We start from the raw sequence: 17,227 nt of genomic DNA on the forward strand, positions 1-17,227 counted from the left end.
AATTTGAGGGTAACGAGAATCTATTTTGACGCCGCCAAATCGAGTCGTGGCGCGCGTTTTATGCGTTGCTAGGGAAAATACCTATCTCATATGAAAGCTATGCGGCAGTGCACAAAAAAGGTTCGATTCGGTGCGGAACGTGAGGCGGGCGGTCGGCCGACCATCTCGACAACGCATTTTTGCGGCCCTACAATCGCGGCCGCTCGCACGCACTATCGGTGACAGATGGGCCGCGCGGACCGGCGCTCATTGCTGACGCCTTTATTCCCACGGAGACACTGTTGCCCAAGCTCTACCCGCGCTTCCTGCGCCATGCGTACGTCGCCCTTTCGCTGGCACTCGTCGCAACGTTTGCCCCCTCGGCATTCGCCGCCCCGGCATCGCACCCTGAGTCCCACGCCAGGTCCCACCGTCACGCGAAAGTGCATTCAGCAACCACGAAGCATCGTCACGATAGGGCGACGGCCTCGTCATCGAAGACGCGACACCCGTCAAAAACAGCAGGTACGCATCGCGCTGCCCATCATCCGAAACCAGCCCATGCGAAGGGCGCCGCGAAGCATCGGAAGACGGTGAAAACGCGTCACACGATGCCGCCGAAAACGACGCATCGGGCGCGCCCAAGTGTCGCCAGCCATCGTCACGCCCACGCACGCGCCCGGGCGTGACGACGTCTACCGCGCTATAGTGAACGCCGGGTGGCAGCATGTCGCCCGGCTCCTTCGCCCTGAGCGCATAGCGCGGTGACACCTCCATGAAATGCCGGTACAGCGGCGCATCCGTTGCGCCAACGCCACAAGACTGCCTGTCGGACACACGGTCCGGCGAGATGCTTTTGTCTCGTTATTTTCTCGGTGACGGCACCCGGCGCTCTCATCCGAATCGATGCACTTCCCGGCGCCTGGGAAACGCAGCATGACGACACCCCACATCCTGCCCGCGACGGTGCAGGACGCGACGCACATCGCAGAACTGCATGCGGGTAGTTGGCAGGCGACTTACGCGCCGTGGCTGCCGGGCGAACATGTGCGCGATCAACTCCGGCGCGAACACGCAGTGTTGTGGCGCGAACGCTTGATGCGTGCCGACGACCCCGCGTTGCGTATATGGAAGGCGTGTCCCGAACTGGCGGACGGACCGCTTGCCGGTTTCGTATGCGCGTTATCGGGAGCGGACGGCATTCTGCTCGACAACCTCCACGTCGCGGCGCCCTGGCAACGACGAGGCATTGGCCGCGCGCTGTTCCAGCGCGTGCAGCGGTGGGCAACGGTACTCGACCCAGGGGCGCCGCTTTACCTGTGGGTACTGGCGCGGAACCTACGCGCCCAGCGGTTCTATGAGCAGATGGGTGGCAGCGCGGGGGCGGTTCACCCTATCGCCGTCTCCCCCGGCATCGAGGTGCCAGCGGTACGGTATGCCTGGCGGCCGGTGAAGCTACGTTCCGAGCGTCTCGAAAGCGAATGACCTCGCTCACAACGAAAGGCATCGCATGGCGACAACGCCACGACCGGTCGCCCGGCATTGCCGGAGGTATGTCGCAACGCAGCGAAAAAATGGCTGGAAACTGGCGTGGATCAACAATCCCACAGTTTCCCTGCTTGACACCTTCCCACCTTTCCCGTAAAAAAACGGGTGCATGAACGTTGTATGGCGAGTCTTGTGTCATCTAATGTCGCCCTCTGCGTCAACTCGGTTGTACCTGATCAGCTTTTTAATGTCATGCGCTCGCTGAGCATCTCGCTCGCTCATTTGAAAACTTTAAGGATTTAAGAAATGGCAACTGGTACCGTCAAGTGGTTCAACGACGCCAAGGGTTTTGGTTTCATTACGCCGGACGAAGGTGGTGAAGATCTCTTCGCTCACTTCTCGGAAATCCAGTCGAAGGGCTTCAAGTCCCTGCAAGAGAACCAAAAGGTCAGCTTCGAAGTGAAGATGGGACCGAAGGGCAAGCAAGCCGGTAGCATCCAGCCCCTGTAAGGTCTGGTGACTGGCTGCACGGTCGCTCACGCGACCGGCATGCCTCGGGCAGTACGCTGCGTCTCGTAGCCCTGCCCAATTAGAAAACCCCGCTCAGGCGGGGTTTTTTTCGTTATCGGACGGCGCGCGGCTTGACCCGACTTGCCGCTTCCACCGCATTGCGGCGCGCGACATCCAGATCGTCGTCATACGCGAGCGCCACCCCCATGCGACGCTTCACGAAGCTCTCCGGCTTGCCGAACAGACGAATATCCGTCTGCGGCACTTGCAGTGCGCGCTCGACGTCGTCGAACACGACACCCGTGGCATCCACGCCGCCATAAATAACAGCACTCGCACCCGGTGTCTTGAGCGTGGTGTTCACCGGCAAGCCGAGAATCGCTCGCGCATGCAGTTCGAACTCGTTCTGCCATTGCGTGATCATCGTCACCATGCCGGTATCGTGCGGACGCGGACTGACTTCGCTGAACCACACGTCGTCGCCCCTCACGAACAATTCGACACCGAACAAGCCCTGACCGCCGAGGTTGTTCGTCACTTCACGCGCGATCACGCGGGCGCGTTCGAGCGCGACGGACGACATCGGATGCGGCTGCCAGCTCTCGACGTAATCGCCGCTCACCTGCTTGTGGCCGATCGGGGCGCAGAAGTGGGTCTCGACCTGGGCGTCGGCGCCACGCGCGCGCACGGTCAGCAGCGTGATCTCGTAATCGAAGTCGATGAAGCCTTCGACGATGATGCGGCCGTGACTCACGCGTCCGCCCGCCATCGCGTAATCCCATGCGGCCTTCACGTCGGCCGCACTGTCGATCTTGCTCTGTCCCTTGCCCGAGCTGCTCATGACCGGTTTGACGACGCACGGATAGCCGATCCCGCCGTCGATGGCCGCTTGCAGTTGTTCGAGCGAATCGCAGAACTGATACGGGCTCGTCGGCAGCCCCAGCGTCTCGGCGGCCAGACGGCGAATGCCCTCACGGTCCATCGTCAGACGCGCCGCACGCGCCGTCGGGATCACACGCACCACGCCGTCGGCTTCCAGCGCTTCGAGCATGGGCGTCGCAATAGCTTCGATCTCGGGCACGACGAGATCCGGCTTCTCGGCTTCGATCAGCGCCTTGAGTTGCTCGGGATCGGTCATGGCGATGGTGCGCGAGTGGTGCGCGACCTGTTGGCCCGGCGCGTTCTCGTAACGATCGACGGCAATCGTCTCGACACCAAGACGCTGCAACGCGATCAGCACTTCACGGCCGAGTTCGCCTGCGCCCAGCAGCATGACCTTCGTCGCATGGGGCGACAGCGGGGTTCCGATAGTGGTCATTTGCGACCTTTTGGAGAGTGAAAAATAGGGGATGACGACACGCATGACGCCATGCTTGCGTCATGGACATCGTACGCGGAAGTCGTATTGTAGCGAGGCATGCCACAAGCCTCACCTTCAGCCGTCAGATCAACGCGCCGCGAAGCACGCGACGGCAGCTCGCCACCATGCGCGCCTCGGTGTCCTGATAGCCGGTCAGCACCCAGGCGGTCCCCGCGTGGGTCATGGCACCGACCAGGGCGAGGCCGACGATTTTCGCCTGTGCCTGCGCCTCCTCGTTGACCGTGCCGTCCTTACCGCTCTCACTGCCCTTGCCGACCCGCCCGCCCTCGTGCGTAAACACCGACGCGTCGGCGATGGCGAGAATCACCTTCGCAAATTCGAAGAGATAGCGCTGATAGGTCAGATCCGTCTCGTGGCTCACGCCCATCACTTCGAGCAGCAGCACACGCGCCGCGTGGGGATCGCGCAAGAACGCGAAGAAAGCGTGCAGACCGGCGTCGAGTTGCGCGTCGAGCGTCGGTGGGCTGGCCGCGATGGCGTCGCGCAACTGGTCGAGTAACGTTTGCGCATGATGGGCGTACGTCGCACGCAGCAGGTGCTCCATATTCTCGAACGCCGCGTAGAAGTACCGGTCGTTGAGCCTGGCCAGCCCGCACACCGACCGCACGGTGGCGCGGCGAAATCCGACCGTGCCGAACACTTCGCTCGCTGCCCCGATGAGCGCTGTGCGTCGCGCCTGTTCCCGCTGCGCCTGCTCCACGCCGCCATAGCGCCGCCCGCCAGCCGTGCCGGACTTGGCGGCCGCCGTTGTCGAACGCATCGTATTCGTCGATTCGAGTTTCCGTTCCATTTCGCTATTTGACATCACCCGGACGCAAAACTAAAGTGGTGACAATTAACACCAAATTTACACGACGCTTGATAGCGTGCGATTTTCATCGCACACCGGCGTACCCGCCGGCACTCATGAGAGGCATTTCAATGAAGACATTCACGGGTAAGGTCGCCGCCGTCACGGGCGCGGGTTCCGGCATCGGTCGTTCGCTCGCCCTTGCGCTGGCGCGTCGCGGCGCGCATCTCTCCTTGTCCGATATCGACGAAGTCAGCGTAGTTAATACCGCCGCCGCCTGCCGTGCACTCGGCGTGCGGGTCACATCGCAGCGGCTCGACGTGGCCGATCGCGACGCCGTCTTCGCCTGGGCGCGCGAGACAGCCACCGCGCATGGCACGGTCAACCTCATCTTCAACAACGCCGGGGTCGCGCTATCTGTGCCGGTCGCAACGGCGCGTCGCGAGGACTTCGAGTGGTTGATGAACATCAACTTCTGGGGCGTCGTGCACGGCACCCAGGCGTTTCTCCCCTACCTCACCGAGTCGGGCGACGGGCACATCGTGAACCTGTCGAGCCTGTTCGGCATCATCGCGATGCCCACGCAATCGGCCTATAACGCGAGCAAGTTCGCCGTACGCGGCTTTACCGAAGCGCTGCGTATGGAGCTCGAGCTGGGGAACTCAGCGGTATCGTGCACTTGCGTGCATCCGGGCGGCGTCGCCACCCACATCGTGCAGTCTTCGCGTATCGACGACAGCATGACCGCCTTCACCGGCGTCGACGTGCAAACGCATCGGCGCCGCGCCAACAAGCTCATCGACGTGACCAGCGCCGACGCCGCCGCGCACCAGATCCTCGCGGGCGTCGAGCGCGATGCGCGACGCGTTCTCGTGGGCGCGGACGCTCGCCGTCTCGACAAGCTGGCTCGCCTGCTGGGTGCGCGCTATCAGGCGATGATCGTCTGGTTCTACCGTCGCTGCGCCATGTCGCGCAAGCGTGCTTCGGGCACATCGGGCAAGCCCGGCGCAAGCAACAACGCGACCGAATCGTCGACGAACTGAAGTCCTCACGGCCGGAGACGCTCGCTATGACGTCCAGTACCGCAACCAACGCATCTGATGCATCCGATGCAGTCACAGCCGCCATCGATCTCGACGTCATCGTCGTTGGCGCCGGGCTCTCCGGTATCGCTGCCGCGCACTATCTGCGCGAGCGCTGCCCGGGCACGCGCTTCGCGATGCTCGAAGCGCGTCAGTCGCTCGGTGGCACGTGGGATCTGTTCCGGTATCCGGGCGTGCGCTCCGACTCCGACATGTTCACGCTGGGTTTCAGCTTCCGCCCCTGGGCCAGCGATCAGGCCATCGCCGACGGCGGCAGGATCCTCGACTACCTGAAAGACACGGCCCGCGCGGAAGGTCTCGACGGCCTGATCCGCTACGGTCACAAGGTGAGTGAAGCCCGCTGGGACTCGAGCATCGCGCGTTGGACGCTGTACATTGAACGCACGCTCGCCGACGGCCGTCAGGACACGCAATCGCTCACCTGTCGCTTCCTCTTCATGTGCAGCGGGTATTACGCCTACGACGCCGGACATGCGCCCACCTGGCCCGGCATGGATGCCTTCACCGGCACCGTCGTTCATCCCCAGCACTGGCCCGCCGATCTCGACTATCGCGACAAGCGCGTCGTCATCGTCGGCAGCGGCGCCACGGCGGTGACGCTATTGCCGAGTCTGGCCGCGAGCGCCGCACACGTCACCATGTTGCAGCGCTCGCCGAGCTACATCCTGTCGATGTCACAACGCGACGGCGTAGCCGAGCGCTTGCGTGCGTGGCTGCCCGCGGGCGTTGCGCATCGCCTCGTGCGTATGAAAAACGTCTTGATTACGCTCGGCTTTTACAACGCGGCGCGACGCTGGCCCCACGTCATCCGTCGCTTGCTGATCCGACGCGCCGCACAGCAAGCGCAAGGGCATGCCGACGTCGAACGCGATCTCACGCCGCGATACCACCCGTGGGATCAGCGTCTGTGCCTCGCGCCGAACGGCGACATCTTCAAGGCATTGCGCAGCACACGTGCCGACATCGTGACGGACGAAATCGCCACCTTCACGGCGAACGGACTCGCGCTCAAGAGCGGCAAGACGCTCGATGCGGACATCGTCGTGACCGCCACCGGTCTGCGCGTACAGTTGATGGGCGGCGCGCGGCTGCTGGTCGACGGCAAGCCGGTGGTGCTCGCCGACACGGTGTCTTACAAGGGGATGATGTATAGCGGCGTGCCCAATCTCGCGTCGATCTTCGGTTACACCAACGCGTCTTGGACGCTCAAGGCCGAGCTGATTGCGCAGTATGTCTGCCGTCTGATCCGTCACATGGACGCGCACGATGCGGACACCTGCGTGCCGCATCTGCGCGAGGGCGAGCATGGCGGACTGCCTGCGATCGGTCTGACGTCGGGCTATATCCAGCGCGCCACCGGTGTGTTGCCCCGGCAAGGTGGACGCAAGCCGTGGGTCTTCTACCAGAGTTACCTGCGCGATTTGCGGCTGATGCGCTGGGGTAGCGTCGATGACGGGGCCATGCGCTTCGAGCGGCGCGCCACGCGGGCGGTGGCGAACACGTCTGACGCATCGAGTGAGCCGGACGTCGCGACGCGCGAGGCGAATAGCGCCAACACCCCGAACGCCGCGCCCGTCACCGAGGCAACGCGATAATGCCCACCGCACACGCAAAACACCGCGCCCGGCGATGCAACGTGTCACCGCATCGCCAAGTGGCGTCCCGAATGGTTTCGATGCGGTTTGACTGACGCGCGCCCCCCCGCACTGCCGCCCCTTCGACACGACATCATGCTCATCGCCTACCTGCTAATTTGCCTCGTCATCGCCCTAGCCGCCGTGGTGCTCGTGCTCAGACGCTTCACGCGTCGCGTTGCCCGGCGTGCCGAAGCGGCCGTGCCGCCGGACGGTCAGTTTCTCGACATCGACGGCGAACGTCTGCATTACGTCGATTTCGGACAGGGCCCGGCGATGGTGTTCATCCACGGGCTTTGCGGTCAGCTACGCAACTTCGCGTACCTACCATTAGCAGATTTGGCGCGCACGCATCGCATCGTGCTCGTCGATCGCCCCGGCTGCGGTTACTCGACGCGTGCACCGCAGCGCGATGCCGCGATCGCGTGGCAGGCGAGCGTCGTCGCGCGGTTGATCGACAAGCTCGCGCTGCATCGTCCGCTGGTGGTGGGTCACTCGTTGGGCGGCGCGATATCGCTCACGCTGGCGCTCGACCATCCGCAACATGTGGGCGCGCTCGCGCTGATCGCGCCGCTCACGCAACCGGCGACCGAAGTCCCTGCGCCCTTCCGTTCGCTGGCGATTCGCAGCGCGTGGTGGCGTCGCTGGATCGGACACACCCTCGCCGTGCCCATCGGCATGATGACGGGCCGCACGACGCTCGCGTATGTCTTCGGCCCGGAAGCGGCCCCGAAGGACTTTCTGATTCGCGGCGGCGGCGTGCTAGGCTTCCGTCCGGGCAACTTCGAAGCCGGCAGCGTCGATATCCTCACCGCGGAACGCGACATGCCGGGCCTTGCCGCGCGCTACGCCGAACTGGCGGTGCCCGTGGACATCCTCTACGGACGCGGCGATCTTATCCTCGATTACCGTCAACACGGCGAGACGATGCCGGCGGCCAGCGAGCACGTGCGTCTCACGCTCGTCGACGGCGGCCATATGCTGCCCGTCACGCAACCGGAAGCGACCCTGCAATGGCTGCAAACGGTGGCGGCGCGCATGCCGGCAGGGCAAAACTATCGTCCCCGCAACGAGATGACGACGGTGTCGACCCACGCCGCGAACGATGGCGCCTGATCTGCAACGCCGGTGGGCGTCGCGGCTCGCTTCGCTTCGTTACGCTGAGTCTGGGCTAGTCCCGATTTCGCTGCCATCGCAACGCAGCGCACGCCACGCTGTCCCTCCGGGGTGGCCCCGCGTGCGGCGTCTCTTTTCCGATGGCACACTAGAGACTTTCGGATATCGCGCGGCTTGAGAGCGCCCATCTCATGTCAGATCGCCCTGAAGCGTCACCGGCACCCGCACCGACCCACGCCCCCGACCGCCCATCGCTGCGCATGGCCGCCAGTCTCGTCGTGCTGCGCGAGCGCGCGAGCGGCATGGAAGTCCTGCTGTTACGACGCGCCGTACGGGCTAACGACTTCAGCTCCGACGCCTACGTTTTCCCCGGCGGCGTGGTCGACGCCACCGATCGCCTCGGGCATGCCGCCTGTCATGGCATCGACGACGCGACCGCCAGCCAACGTCTCCGGCTTCCCGAAGGTGGCCTCGATTACTACGTCGCCGCGATACGCGAGTGCTTCGAGGAAACGAGCGTGTTATTTGCGGACGATGTCATCGGCACTCCCGTGGACGAGCGCCGCCTCGGCGCCATGCGCGCACAACGCGAGGCCCTGCATGACGGGAAGCTCGATATCGCGTCGTTGTGCCAGTCGTTCGGGGTACGGCTCACGCCGCAGCGTCTGCACTATCTGAGTCACTGGGTCACGCCGCAGGCGCTGCCCAAGCGCTTCGATACGCGGTTCTTCCTCGCGATGCTGCCCGAAGGCCAGCAGGTCGAAGTCGATCGGATCGAGACGGCGGCGCACCGATGGATGCGCCCGCAATACGCCCTCACGCACGCCGATCAGCTCCGGTTGCTGCCGCCCACGCGAAAATTGCTGCAATGGCTGGAAAGCATGGGCACGGCCAAGCAGGCGATCGCGACGGCAGCAGCGCAGCGCGAGGTGCCGCGGATTCAGCCGCGTCTCGCGCACGGCAAACGCGGGCGCTGGCCGATCACGCCGGACGAACCGGCGTGGGCCGAACTGACGCTGATCGATCCGCAGGAGGCAGGCACCGGCAGTTACGAGATCGTGCCGGGGTGTGCCGTCACGCTGATGCCGGGCGTGCTGCGTGTCGCAGCGCCGAACCCCGGCATGATGACCGGCCCCGGCACCAACACCTATCTCGTGGGCGGCGGGCCGGACAACGCCTGGGCCGTCATCGATCCGGGACCCGACGATGCGGCACATATCGACGCGATCCTGCGTGCCTCGCCCGGCCTCATCCGCCAGATTTTCGTCACGCACACGCATCGCGATCATTCGCCCGGCGCGCGGTTACTGAAAGCGAAGACGGGGGCCACGACGTATGGCATGCGCGCGCGTCACGACGAGGGGCAAGACACCGCGTTCGTGCCGGACGTGGCGCTGTCCGATGGCGACGTCGTGACTTTGCCGGACGCTCGGGTACTGCGCCCGATCCACACGCCGGGGCATGCGGCCAATCATCTGTGCTACGCGCTGGACGATGCCGGGCTGGTCTTCACCGGCGACCACGTTATGCAGGGATCGACGGTCGTCATCAACCCGCCTGATGGGCATATGGCGACGTATCTGGCGTCATTGGAAAAGCTGTCGGCACTCGCGCCGCGGTGGCTCGCCCCGGGGCACGGCTTCGTGATGGATCATCCCGCGCAGCGCATCGCGCGGCTCATTGCGCATCGGCTCGCGCGCGAGGCCAGTACGCTCGCGGCACTCGAAAAAGTTGGACCGGCGAGCCTCGAAACACTCACACCGGTCGTCTACGCCGATGTGCCTGCCGCACATCACGGCGTGGCCCAACGCTCTCTGCGCGCTCATCTGGAGAAGCTCGCGGAAGACGGACGTGCCGCACGCTCCGAAGACGGCCTATGGCATCGCATCGGCACTCACGAAGAGGGACGAAGGTAGAAGGTAGAGGGGCCAGGCCCGCAGATCGGTGATCGGTGCGGATACGACCCTGCCCCATCGGCCTCAGTCGTACTGCTCGTCGCCCAGCACCTCGTCGACGATACGCTCTCCGGCTTTGAGACCGGCCATCTCGGCGTCCTGGCGGTTGTCGCGGTGCCCGTCGGGCGAGCGCACCTCCGGACCTTCCGGGGTGCCGTGGCGGCTGACCTGCACCAGATAGTCCCACGGACCGGCGTACTCACTCTGGAATGCACGAACGCGGATTTGATAGCCCGCGCGATACTCGTAGACCTGCTCATGCGATGTGTAGCTCATGACAGCCTCCGGTTGGCGAGATGCAGGAACCTCAGCCCGCGCGGCTGGCAGGCGTACGCGGGGCACATTCAATACCGATTCAGGGCAAGCTCAGTCCGTGCCAACGACGATGGGTTCCGTGGCGGCTCCCTTGGCGATCGCCTGGGCCGCAAGTTCGACGATGTCGTCCTCGAAATCGACGAACTGGTCGAAAAGCGCTTCGCCGCTCGCGTCGGTACCGGCGAGACGGTTCAGCGCGGCGCGCCCGATCACGCAACTCCGGATGTTGCCGTCGACGTTGACGTTGAAACGCACGGATTCGCCGTCGTTGCCAAGACCTAGGCCGCCGTGCAGGAAAATAGCCATTGCCGTCTCCGCGATGTCCTGAATATCCCAAAAACGCCCTGCCTGTCAGAAAATCGTAGCACGTTCGTGCTCTATGAGTTACATCGCAACGGCACGCCGCCGAAAGACGTCGCTCACGGACGAAAAAAAGCCCACCTAAGGGAGGCGGGCTTCAAAACCGGGGCGCATGGGGCACCATGACACTCCCGGCAAGACAGGGTCATGAAAACATGACGAATCCATTATGGACGGCCCGTTGCCCGCTGGCGGCATGCGTCGAACGGGGAATTAGACGTAGATCAAACTTTGCGAACTTCGGCGCGCGAATGCTCAATTTCATTACGCCAATGCTCACGTACGCGAAATCGCGTCGCCCCTTCCGAAGTCAGTCGCGCGGCATGCTTGCCTCGCCATTCCCCGGTCACTAGACTCCGTCGAACACGTGCCGAGAAGCGTGGACGCACGCGAAAACGCTCGATACGAACGCATCGCCGAGTCGCCAGTGCGGGGAGTATGAGGTGCATCTCCCCATCTCCCGACCGACCTTCCCGCCTCCGGGCCGCACACGGGCGCTCCCGACAGGATTCCGCCGGGCAAGTACCGCGTCAGCAGCCTGGCGTCGGGCGGGCTCGATCTCACGGGCGTGACGGTCAACGGCGCGGGCATGTGGTATTCGACGATCTATCGCAACGTGCCACTGCCGCCGCCGTCCAAGCGGTGGCGCTCGAACGTCCGTCTCGGGACGAACTCGGTCATCCGCGACGTGTCGATCGACTCGAACGCGATCTATCGCGGCATCGGCGGCGATGGCGGCGACGATTACGGCATCACGTCGCAAGGCAACGGCTGGCTGATCGAACGGGTCTGGATTCAGCACTGCGACGCCCAGTGGCTGAGCGGCAGCAACGGCACGATTCGCGACAGCCGCGTTGCCGACAGTTGGGGCGACGGCATCAACCTGAACAACGGCAACACGCTCGATCCGCGAAAGCTCGGGTTGAACCTCACGGCGCAGAACAACTTCGTTCGCGGCACCGGCGACGACGGCATCGCCACCGACTCCGACGCTGGCGACGCCGGCACCAACAGTCAGATGGACGGCACGCGAATCCTCAACAACACGTCCGTCGCACCGTACTGGGCGAACGCGTTACGCGTGGCGGGCGGCAAGCATGTGCTGGTGCAAGGCAACCGGGTTCAGGATCCGTCGTCCGGCAATGGCATGGACGTCAGCATCTTCGGCGCGCAAGGCGTCTGGATCGCCAAGGGCGTGACGGGCACGGGCAAATTCGCGGGTAATAGCGTCACGGATCTCAGTGCGGGGCAAGCCGCCTTTCAGAATAGTTCGCCGGGGACATTTACCGCCACGCAAAGCGGGAATTCGTGGAATTGATGCGCGGGCGCGCCCTGTCGCAATGATTGACGAGTCCGCTCGATCGGCGGCGGCGTGTGCGCGCAGTTCTCGCTCAAGACCGTCCGTCAAATACCGTTACACTCCTGAGCAAGTTGACAAAATCACTTAGGATATCAAGGTATGAAAGCGAAACTCGGGGTGCTGTTGACGCTACTTTCCGCGTCCTTCGGCGCGATCGCGGCCGGCGAATACACGGTTTCTTTCTTCGGCGACGGAAAGCCAGCCGACCCCGCGGCGCTCATCAGCGATATCGTGACGCGCGAATATGTGACGCGGTTTCCTGCAGAACGCTATGAAATCGTCCTGATCTACAATTGCACTCAGATTTCCAGCGGCGGAGACACGGTTTGCACGGCGGTTTCTGGCGTGTCTCCGAAAATCAACGTACAAGGTCGCACCGGAGGGCTTGTCCCGCTGGAGCGCTTCAACACAGCGGCCATTCAACCGAAAGGCGCCTCGACACGTGATATCGACGCCTTGCGAGACACGGTGATTCGGGCAAGCGTTCGCTCCATGATGGCGGACTTGCCCGCCACCCCGAAGGCACGGCCGACTACGCCGCGCCTTTAAAACGTAAAGAAGCCCGTGCAATGCGGGCTTTTTTCTGCGTATGGATTTGCGACAACATGCCGACGTGCGGCAAACGCAACGCGTGTATGAGACGGCCAATCGTTGAGAACCTTCCGAGAATTGCCACAAGAACAACGCCTGAACTGGCAGCCCCACCATGTATGAGCATCTGACTCGTTTGCAGCCGCAAGGGATTCCCCTTTTTGCGAACCTGGCAAAGCGACAGGCTTCAGAGATAGCCGTTGTTGCTGAACGATACCGGGCATCCCGACTGACTAATTGCGTTATTTGAGTGAGATTGGTCGTGGCGAATGGCTGAATGAGGCTGGGCTAGCGCCCTATTACTTTTTTCCGATGCCAATCGACATCGACAAGGAGCGTTTCAAAGACTCGTTGATATGCGAGGCCAGCAACGACTTCTCCGGAGCCGTCGGCCTTGATCCGATGACTAATAGCTTTGAGTATTTCGTTTTACCAGTGCGTCATAGGTGAGCTTGCAGGCGCCCCCTTTCGACAACGCGTAAACGCTGCGACCGATGTCGAATGCAACGCACATCAGCATCCGATGTGATGCGGAAAAATTTGATTTTTATCGGGAAGATTTCCCGGATCGGGAAAGAAAGACGCGTCTAGCGCTTTGAACTACAAGGGGATTTTGGGGTGACCGATGGGACTCGAACCCACGACGACTGGAATCACAATCCAGGACTCTACCAACTGAGCTACGGCCACCGCCGTGATCAGCGCCTTGACTTGCTCGCTGAACAGAAACAAGATTATAGCGACGTTTTTATCGTGTTGCCAACACTTTTTTCACTTCATCGAAAGATTTCTTCTCTCGCGTGCATGATCGATGCGCGACATCGTCTTCTCACGCGGCGAACGCCCATCGCTGAACGTCGCCTTTCGATGCCGATGAGCGATGCCCGACACTGTCAGACAGCGCCCCACCCATCGCCTCACGCCGCGGCCACCGACTCCGCATCGTCACGTTCGGTGAACGCGCCCGCACGCAACTGCGCTCGCGCTTCTTCAAAGGCGCTGACGCCCGCCTTCAGACGCTTCGGGTCCGACAACACGCGACGCCATCCGCGCGCGCCCGGCACGCCGCGATACAGGCCCAGCGCGTGACGCGTAATCGCGCCGAGATACTGCCCCTTCTCGACTTGCGACGCCGCATATTCGATCAGCGCATCCTCGACTGCTTCACGTGACTTCACTGGCGACGCATCACTATAGAAGCGCGCATCCACCTCCGCCAGTACGTATGGATTGTGATACGCCTCTCGGCCCAGCATCACGCCGTCGACGTGCTGCAAATGTAGTTCGACCTCGTCGAGTGTCTTCACGCCGCCGTTGATCAGAATCTCCAACTGCGGAAATGCTTGCTTGAGACGATACGCATAGTCGTACTTCAGCGGCGGGATCTCGCGATTCTCCTTCGGGCTCAGCCCCTTGAGAATGGCGTTGCGCGCATGAACGATGAACGTCGTGCAACCCGCTTCCGCAATTTTGCCGACGAAGTCCTCGACGAACGAGAACGACTCGACGTCGTCGATACCGATGCGATGCTTGACCGTCACCGGCACTTGCACCACATGGCGCATCGCTTTGACGCAGTCCGCCACCAACGTCGGCTCAGCCATCAGACACGCCCCGAATGCGCCGCGCTGCACGCGCTCCGACGGGCATCCGCAATTCAGGTTGATCTCGTCATAACCCCACTGCTCGCCAAGCTTCGCCGCACGCGCCAGATCCTGCGGCTCGCTACCGCCCAATTGCAACGCGACGGGATGCTCCATAGCATCGAAATCGAGATGACGCGCGACATCGCCGTGCAACAACGCACCGGTCGTCACCATCTCGGTATAGAGCCACGTGTGACGCGACAACTGACGGTGGAAGACCCGGCAATGCGAATCCGTCCAATCCATCATCGGCGCCACGCTGACGCGGCGGGCAGGCAGGTTCATGCAAATTCCTCTGATACGGCAAACGTCGTCTCGTACGAGCAGGTGACCCAAGACAGGCAACCTGAAGCGCTCGCAAGACGACGTCTCTTGATAAACGAAACCCAAAGTATACGTCATGCCCTCATCGTTCGCCGGGGGCGAACGAACCGTACAACCCCATCCAGCGCCCGCCGCAACGGGCCTTTCGACGGGATTTTCACACGACACGTCGACGTCCCGGGAGTACACTTTCGCCTTGCGACAATAACCAATACAAGACAAGGAGACGCCAGCATGGCACCGAAGGATCTCTTGCAGGCACTGATCGTCGTACTCGCCTGGGGCGTGAACTTCGTCGTCATCAAGGTCGGCCTGCATGGCGTCCCGCCAATGTTGCTGGGCGCACTCCGATTTCTGCTCGCAGCATTCCCCGCGATCTTCTTCGTCAAACGTCCGCAAGTGTCGTGGCTATGGCTGATCGCGTACGGCGCCACGATCTCGTTCGGGCAATTCGCCCTCCTGTTTACAGCAATGTACGTCGGCATGCCCGCGGGACTCGCGTCGCTCGTGCTGCAAGCGCAAGCGTTCTTCACTCTCGCGCTCGCAGTGCTGTGCCTGGGCGAACGCTTCCGGGTGCAAAACGTTATCGGTCTGCTGATCGCCGCGGCCGGCCTCGCCATCATCGGCATGCAAGGCGGCAGCGCCATGACGCTGATCGGCTTCGTGCTCACCCTGTGCGCATCGCTGAGCTGGGCGACGGGCAACATTGTCACGAAGAAAATCGGCAAGGTCGATCTGGTCGGCCTCGTCGTCTGGGGCAGCCTGATCCCACCGATTCCGTTCGCCCTGCTCTCCTACTGGTTTGAAGGGCCCCAGCAAATCGCGGACTCGCTCACGCATATTTCCGCGTCGTCGATCTTCGCCATCGCATACCTCGCCTTTATCGCAACGCTTGTCGGCTACTCGCTGTGGGGCCGCCTGATGACGCGTTACCCCGCCAGTCAGGTCGCGCCGTTCTCGTTGCTCGTGCCGATCATCGGGCTGGCATCGGCCGCACTGCTGCTCGACGAACAACTCACCACGCCGCAAATCGCGGGTGCTGTGCTCGTCATGTCGGGCCTCGTGGTCAACGTGTTCGGCACGAAGATCAAACAGCGTCTGCTGCCGGCGGCGCGGTAGCCAGCCGCATGTGCAACAGCGGGAACGGCCGCCCCTGGCCGTCTAACGCCGAGCGTCCCGTCACTTCGAATCCCTCTCGACGATAGAACGCCAACGCCTGCGGGTTCTGCTCGTTGACGTCGACACTCGTGCAGTCAAGCTCGCGAACCGCGTAGGCGAGCAACGCGGCACCAATGCCCTGCCGACGCGCTTCAGGCGCAACGAACAGCATCTCGACATTGCCCGGGGAGGCCCCGAGAAAACCGCGAATGACGCCGGCGTCGTCACGGAACACACGCAATGTGACCGCCCCGAGATAATCATTGCGAATGCGCGGACGCAACCACGCAATATCGTCATCGCTCAGAAAATCGTGCGTCGCACGCACCGAGGCCTCCCAAAGTTCGGCGATCGCGTCGAATTCGCTTTCGTTCGTGCTGAAGATGCCAGACATAAAGAAACCCGTGATTGGATATCGTTGGCGTGACGTATACGTATGTAGAGTGCGCGAGGAAGTCGCGGCGGCATCCATGTTCCGTGCAACGCTCATCAGAGCACTCACAGGAACCACACATGCCACGTAGTACAAGTGGACAAAAACAAACGCAGAAATGCAAAAAGCCTGATTTCTTGTGGAAATCAGGCTTTTCAATTTGGTTGCGGGGACAGGATTTGAACCTGTGACCTTCGGGTTATGAGCCCGACGAGCTGCCAGACTGCTCCACCCCGCGTCTGAAGAATTAGATTATATGGCAATTGCCATCGCAGTGCAACATGACATGCCGAATATTTTTCAAATACTCGCTCACGTGCCGTTGAAAACCGCCGTGTCGCCCCGCACCACGGGTTATCCCGACACCCTGTGTGCGTCGCCGCACAGCGCGCTTTGCCGGTGATACACTCGCAGCAACCATGAACCGACGCCCTCCCATCCAATTCTGTTCCGCCTGCGGCCATCCGGTCGAGTTGCGCATTCCGCCCGGTGACAACCGCGAGCGGCATGTCTGCACGCATTGCGGCACCATCCACTATCAGAACCCGCGCAACGTGCTCGGCACGGTGCCTGTTTGGGGCGATCAGGTGCTGCTGTGCAAGCGCGCCATCGAGCCGCGACTCGGATACTGGACGCTGCCCGCGGGCTTCATGGAAATCGGGGAAACGACGTCGCAGGCCGCCGCGCGCGAAACGCTGGAAGAAGCCGGCGCAGTCGTTGAAGTCGGCGCGCTGTTCTCGCTGCTCAACGTACCGCACGTCAATCAGGTTCACATCTTCTATCTGGCGCAGATGCGCGAGCCGCAGTTCGCCGCCGGCGAGGAGAGCCTCGAAGTCGCCCTCTTCTCGGAAGACGACATTCCGTGGGACGACATTGCCTTCCCGACCGTCGCAAAGACGCTGCGCTTCTTCTTTGAAGATCGCCGCGCCGGCGCTTTCGGCGTGCACCTCGAAGCGCCGCAAGACACCGCAGTTGCGCTCCCGGGCGCACCGGTGCCGTCGTTGCCGGTGCACACGGCGCACACCGAGGACATTCTCACGCCCATGCTGCGTGTCTGAGCGCCTCGCCGTCACCTTCGTCGAGC

General features: G+C 62.7%; 16 protein-coding genes and 2 tRNA genes. 10 read left to right on the top strand and 8 right to left on the bottom strand.

Going from position 1 to position 17,227, the window contains the following annotated elements; translation table 11 throughout:
- Positions 1–915 precede the first annotated feature (915 nt).
- Together ACIPHM_RS03485 and ACIPHM_RS03490 are read left to right on the top strand one after the other, a co-directional pair.
- Positions 916–1,464, top strand: a complete 549-nt coding sequence (locus tag ACIPHM_RS03485; RefSeq protein WP_400324604.1) for a GNAT family N-acetyltransferase — start codon at positions 916–918, stop codon at positions 1,462–1,464.
- A 309-nt stretch (positions 1,465–1,773) separates the two neighbouring features.
- Positions 1,774–1,977, top strand: coding sequence for a cold-shock protein (locus ACIPHM_RS03490; protein ID WP_400324606.1), 204 nt, complete (start codon positions 1,774–1,776; stop codon positions 1,975–1,977).
- A 112-nt stretch (positions 1,978–2,089) separates the two neighbouring features.
- Here the strand turns inward: ACIPHM_RS03490 and purT are convergent, their stop codons facing one another.
- Together purT and ACIPHM_RS03500 are read right to left on the bottom strand one after the other, a co-directional pair.
- Positions 2,090–3,295, bottom strand: coding sequence for a formate-dependent phosphoribosylglycinamide formyltransferase (gene purT / locus ACIPHM_RS03495; protein WP_400324608.1), 1,206 nt, complete (start codon positions 3,293–3,295; stop codon positions 2,090–2,092).
- Between the two features lie 124 nt (positions 3,296–3,419).
- A complete protein-coding gene (locus ACIPHM_RS03500; protein ID WP_400324610.1) occupies positions 3,420–4,163 on the bottom strand; it encodes a TetR/AcrR family transcriptional regulator in 744 nt (247 codons plus the stop codon).
- A gap of 116 nt (positions 4,164–4,279) precedes the next feature.
- On the opposite strand from ACIPHM_RS03500, the gene ACIPHM_RS03505 reads away from it, so the two are divergent.
- The 4 genes from ACIPHM_RS03505 (at position 4,280) to ACIPHM_RS03520 (ending at position 9,917) form a co-directional block, all read left to right on the top strand.
- Positions 4,280–5,191 (top strand): SDR family NAD(P)-dependent oxidoreductase, encoded by a 912-nt coding sequence (locus tag ACIPHM_RS03505; RefSeq protein WP_400324611.1) that lies wholly within the window; start codon positions 4,280–4,282, stop codon positions 5,189–5,191.
- Between the two features lie 26 nt (positions 5,192–5,217).
- Entirely contained in the window at positions 5,218–6,846 is a 1,629-nt protein-coding gene (locus tag ACIPHM_RS03510) for a flavin-containing monooxygenase (protein ID WP_400324613.1), read from the top strand.
- A gap of 135 nt (positions 6,847–6,981) precedes the next feature.
- Entirely contained in the window at positions 6,982–8,001 is a 1,020-nt protein-coding gene (locus tag ACIPHM_RS03515) for an alpha/beta fold hydrolase (protein WP_400324615.1), read from the top strand.
- Between the two features lie 191 nt (positions 8,002–8,192).
- On the top strand, positions 8,193–9,917 hold the full coding sequence (locus ACIPHM_RS03520) for an MBL fold metallo-hydrolase (RefSeq protein WP_400324617.1): 1,725 nt from the start codon (positions 8,193–8,195) through the stop codon (positions 9,915–9,917).
- A 63-nt stretch (positions 9,918–9,980) separates the two neighbouring features.
- On the opposite strand, the gene ACIPHM_RS03525 is transcribed toward ACIPHM_RS03520, so the two are convergent.
- Positions 9,981–10,232: a hypothetical protein gene (locus tag ACIPHM_RS03525; RefSeq protein ID WP_400324619.1), complete on the bottom strand. Its 252-nt coding sequence runs from the start codon at positions 10,230–10,232 to the stop codon at positions 9,981–9,983.
- Between the two features lie 90 nt (positions 10,233–10,322).
- Positions 10,323–10,577 carry a DUF1488 family protein gene (locus ACIPHM_RS03530; RefSeq protein ID WP_400324621.1) on the bottom strand — a complete coding sequence of 85 codons (255 nt, stop codon included), beginning with the start codon at positions 10,575–10,577 and terminating at the stop codon, positions 10,323–10,325.
- Positions 10,578–11,199: 622 nt separating this feature from the next.
- Here ACIPHM_RS03530 and ACIPHM_RS03535 point away from each other — a divergent pair.
- On the top strand, positions 11,200–11,949 hold the full coding sequence (locus ACIPHM_RS03535; RefSeq protein ID WP_400324623.1) for a hypothetical protein: 750 nt from the start codon (positions 11,200–11,202) through the stop codon (positions 11,947–11,949).
- A gap of 141 nt (positions 11,950–12,090) precedes the next feature.
- On the top strand, positions 12,091–12,540 hold the full coding sequence (locus tag ACIPHM_RS03540; RefSeq protein WP_400324625.1) for a hypothetical protein: 450 nt from the start codon (positions 12,091–12,093) through the stop codon (positions 12,538–12,540).
- A 656-nt stretch (positions 12,541–13,196) separates the two neighbouring features.
- On the opposite strand, the gene ACIPHM_RS03545 is transcribed toward ACIPHM_RS03540, so the two are convergent.
- Together ACIPHM_RS03545 and dusA are read right to left on the bottom strand one after the other, a co-directional pair.
- Positions 13,197–13,272: transfer RNA gene (locus tag ACIPHM_RS03545), tRNA-His, on the bottom strand.
- 227 nt (positions 13,273–13,499) lie between these two features.
- Positions 13,500–14,513 carry a tRNA dihydrouridine(20/20a) synthase DusA gene (gene dusA / locus ACIPHM_RS03550; RefSeq protein ID WP_400324627.1) on the bottom strand — a complete coding sequence of 338 codons (1,014 nt, stop codon included), beginning with the start codon at positions 14,511–14,513 and terminating at the stop codon, positions 13,500–13,502.
- Positions 14,514–14,786: 273 nt separating this feature from the next.
- On the opposite strand from dusA, the gene ACIPHM_RS03555 reads away from it, so the two are divergent.
- Positions 14,787–15,671, top strand: a complete 885-nt coding sequence (locus ACIPHM_RS03555) for an EamA family transporter (RefSeq protein WP_400324629.1) — start codon at positions 14,787–14,789, stop codon at positions 15,669–15,671.
- Here ACIPHM_RS03555 and ACIPHM_RS03560 read toward each other — a convergent pair.
- Together ACIPHM_RS03560 and ACIPHM_RS03565 are read right to left on the bottom strand one after the other, a co-directional pair.
- Positions 15,640–16,302 carry a GNAT family N-acetyltransferase gene (locus tag ACIPHM_RS03560; protein ID WP_400324631.1) on the bottom strand — a complete coding sequence of 221 codons (663 nt, stop codon included), beginning with the start codon at positions 16,300–16,302 and terminating at the stop codon, positions 15,640–15,642. The two genes, ACIPHM_RS03555 and ACIPHM_RS03560, sit on opposite strands and share 32 nt — an antisense overlap.
- A 2-nt stretch (positions 16,303–16,304) precedes the next feature.
- Positions 16,305–16,381 (bottom strand) — tRNA-Met (locus ACIPHM_RS03565).
- 199 nt (positions 16,382–16,580) lie between these two features.
- Here ACIPHM_RS03565 and ACIPHM_RS03570 point away from each other — a divergent pair.
- A complete protein-coding gene (locus tag ACIPHM_RS03570; RefSeq protein ID WP_400325309.1) occupies positions 16,581–17,201 on the top strand; it encodes an NUDIX hydrolase in 621 nt (206 codons plus the stop codon).
- Positions 17,202–17,227 lie beyond the last annotated feature (26 nt).

It is taken from the genome of Pandoraea sp. NPDC087047 (genome assembly GCF_044745225.1).
Lineage (GTDB): Bacteria > Pseudomonadota > Gammaproteobacteria > Burkholderiales > Burkholderiaceae > Pandoraea.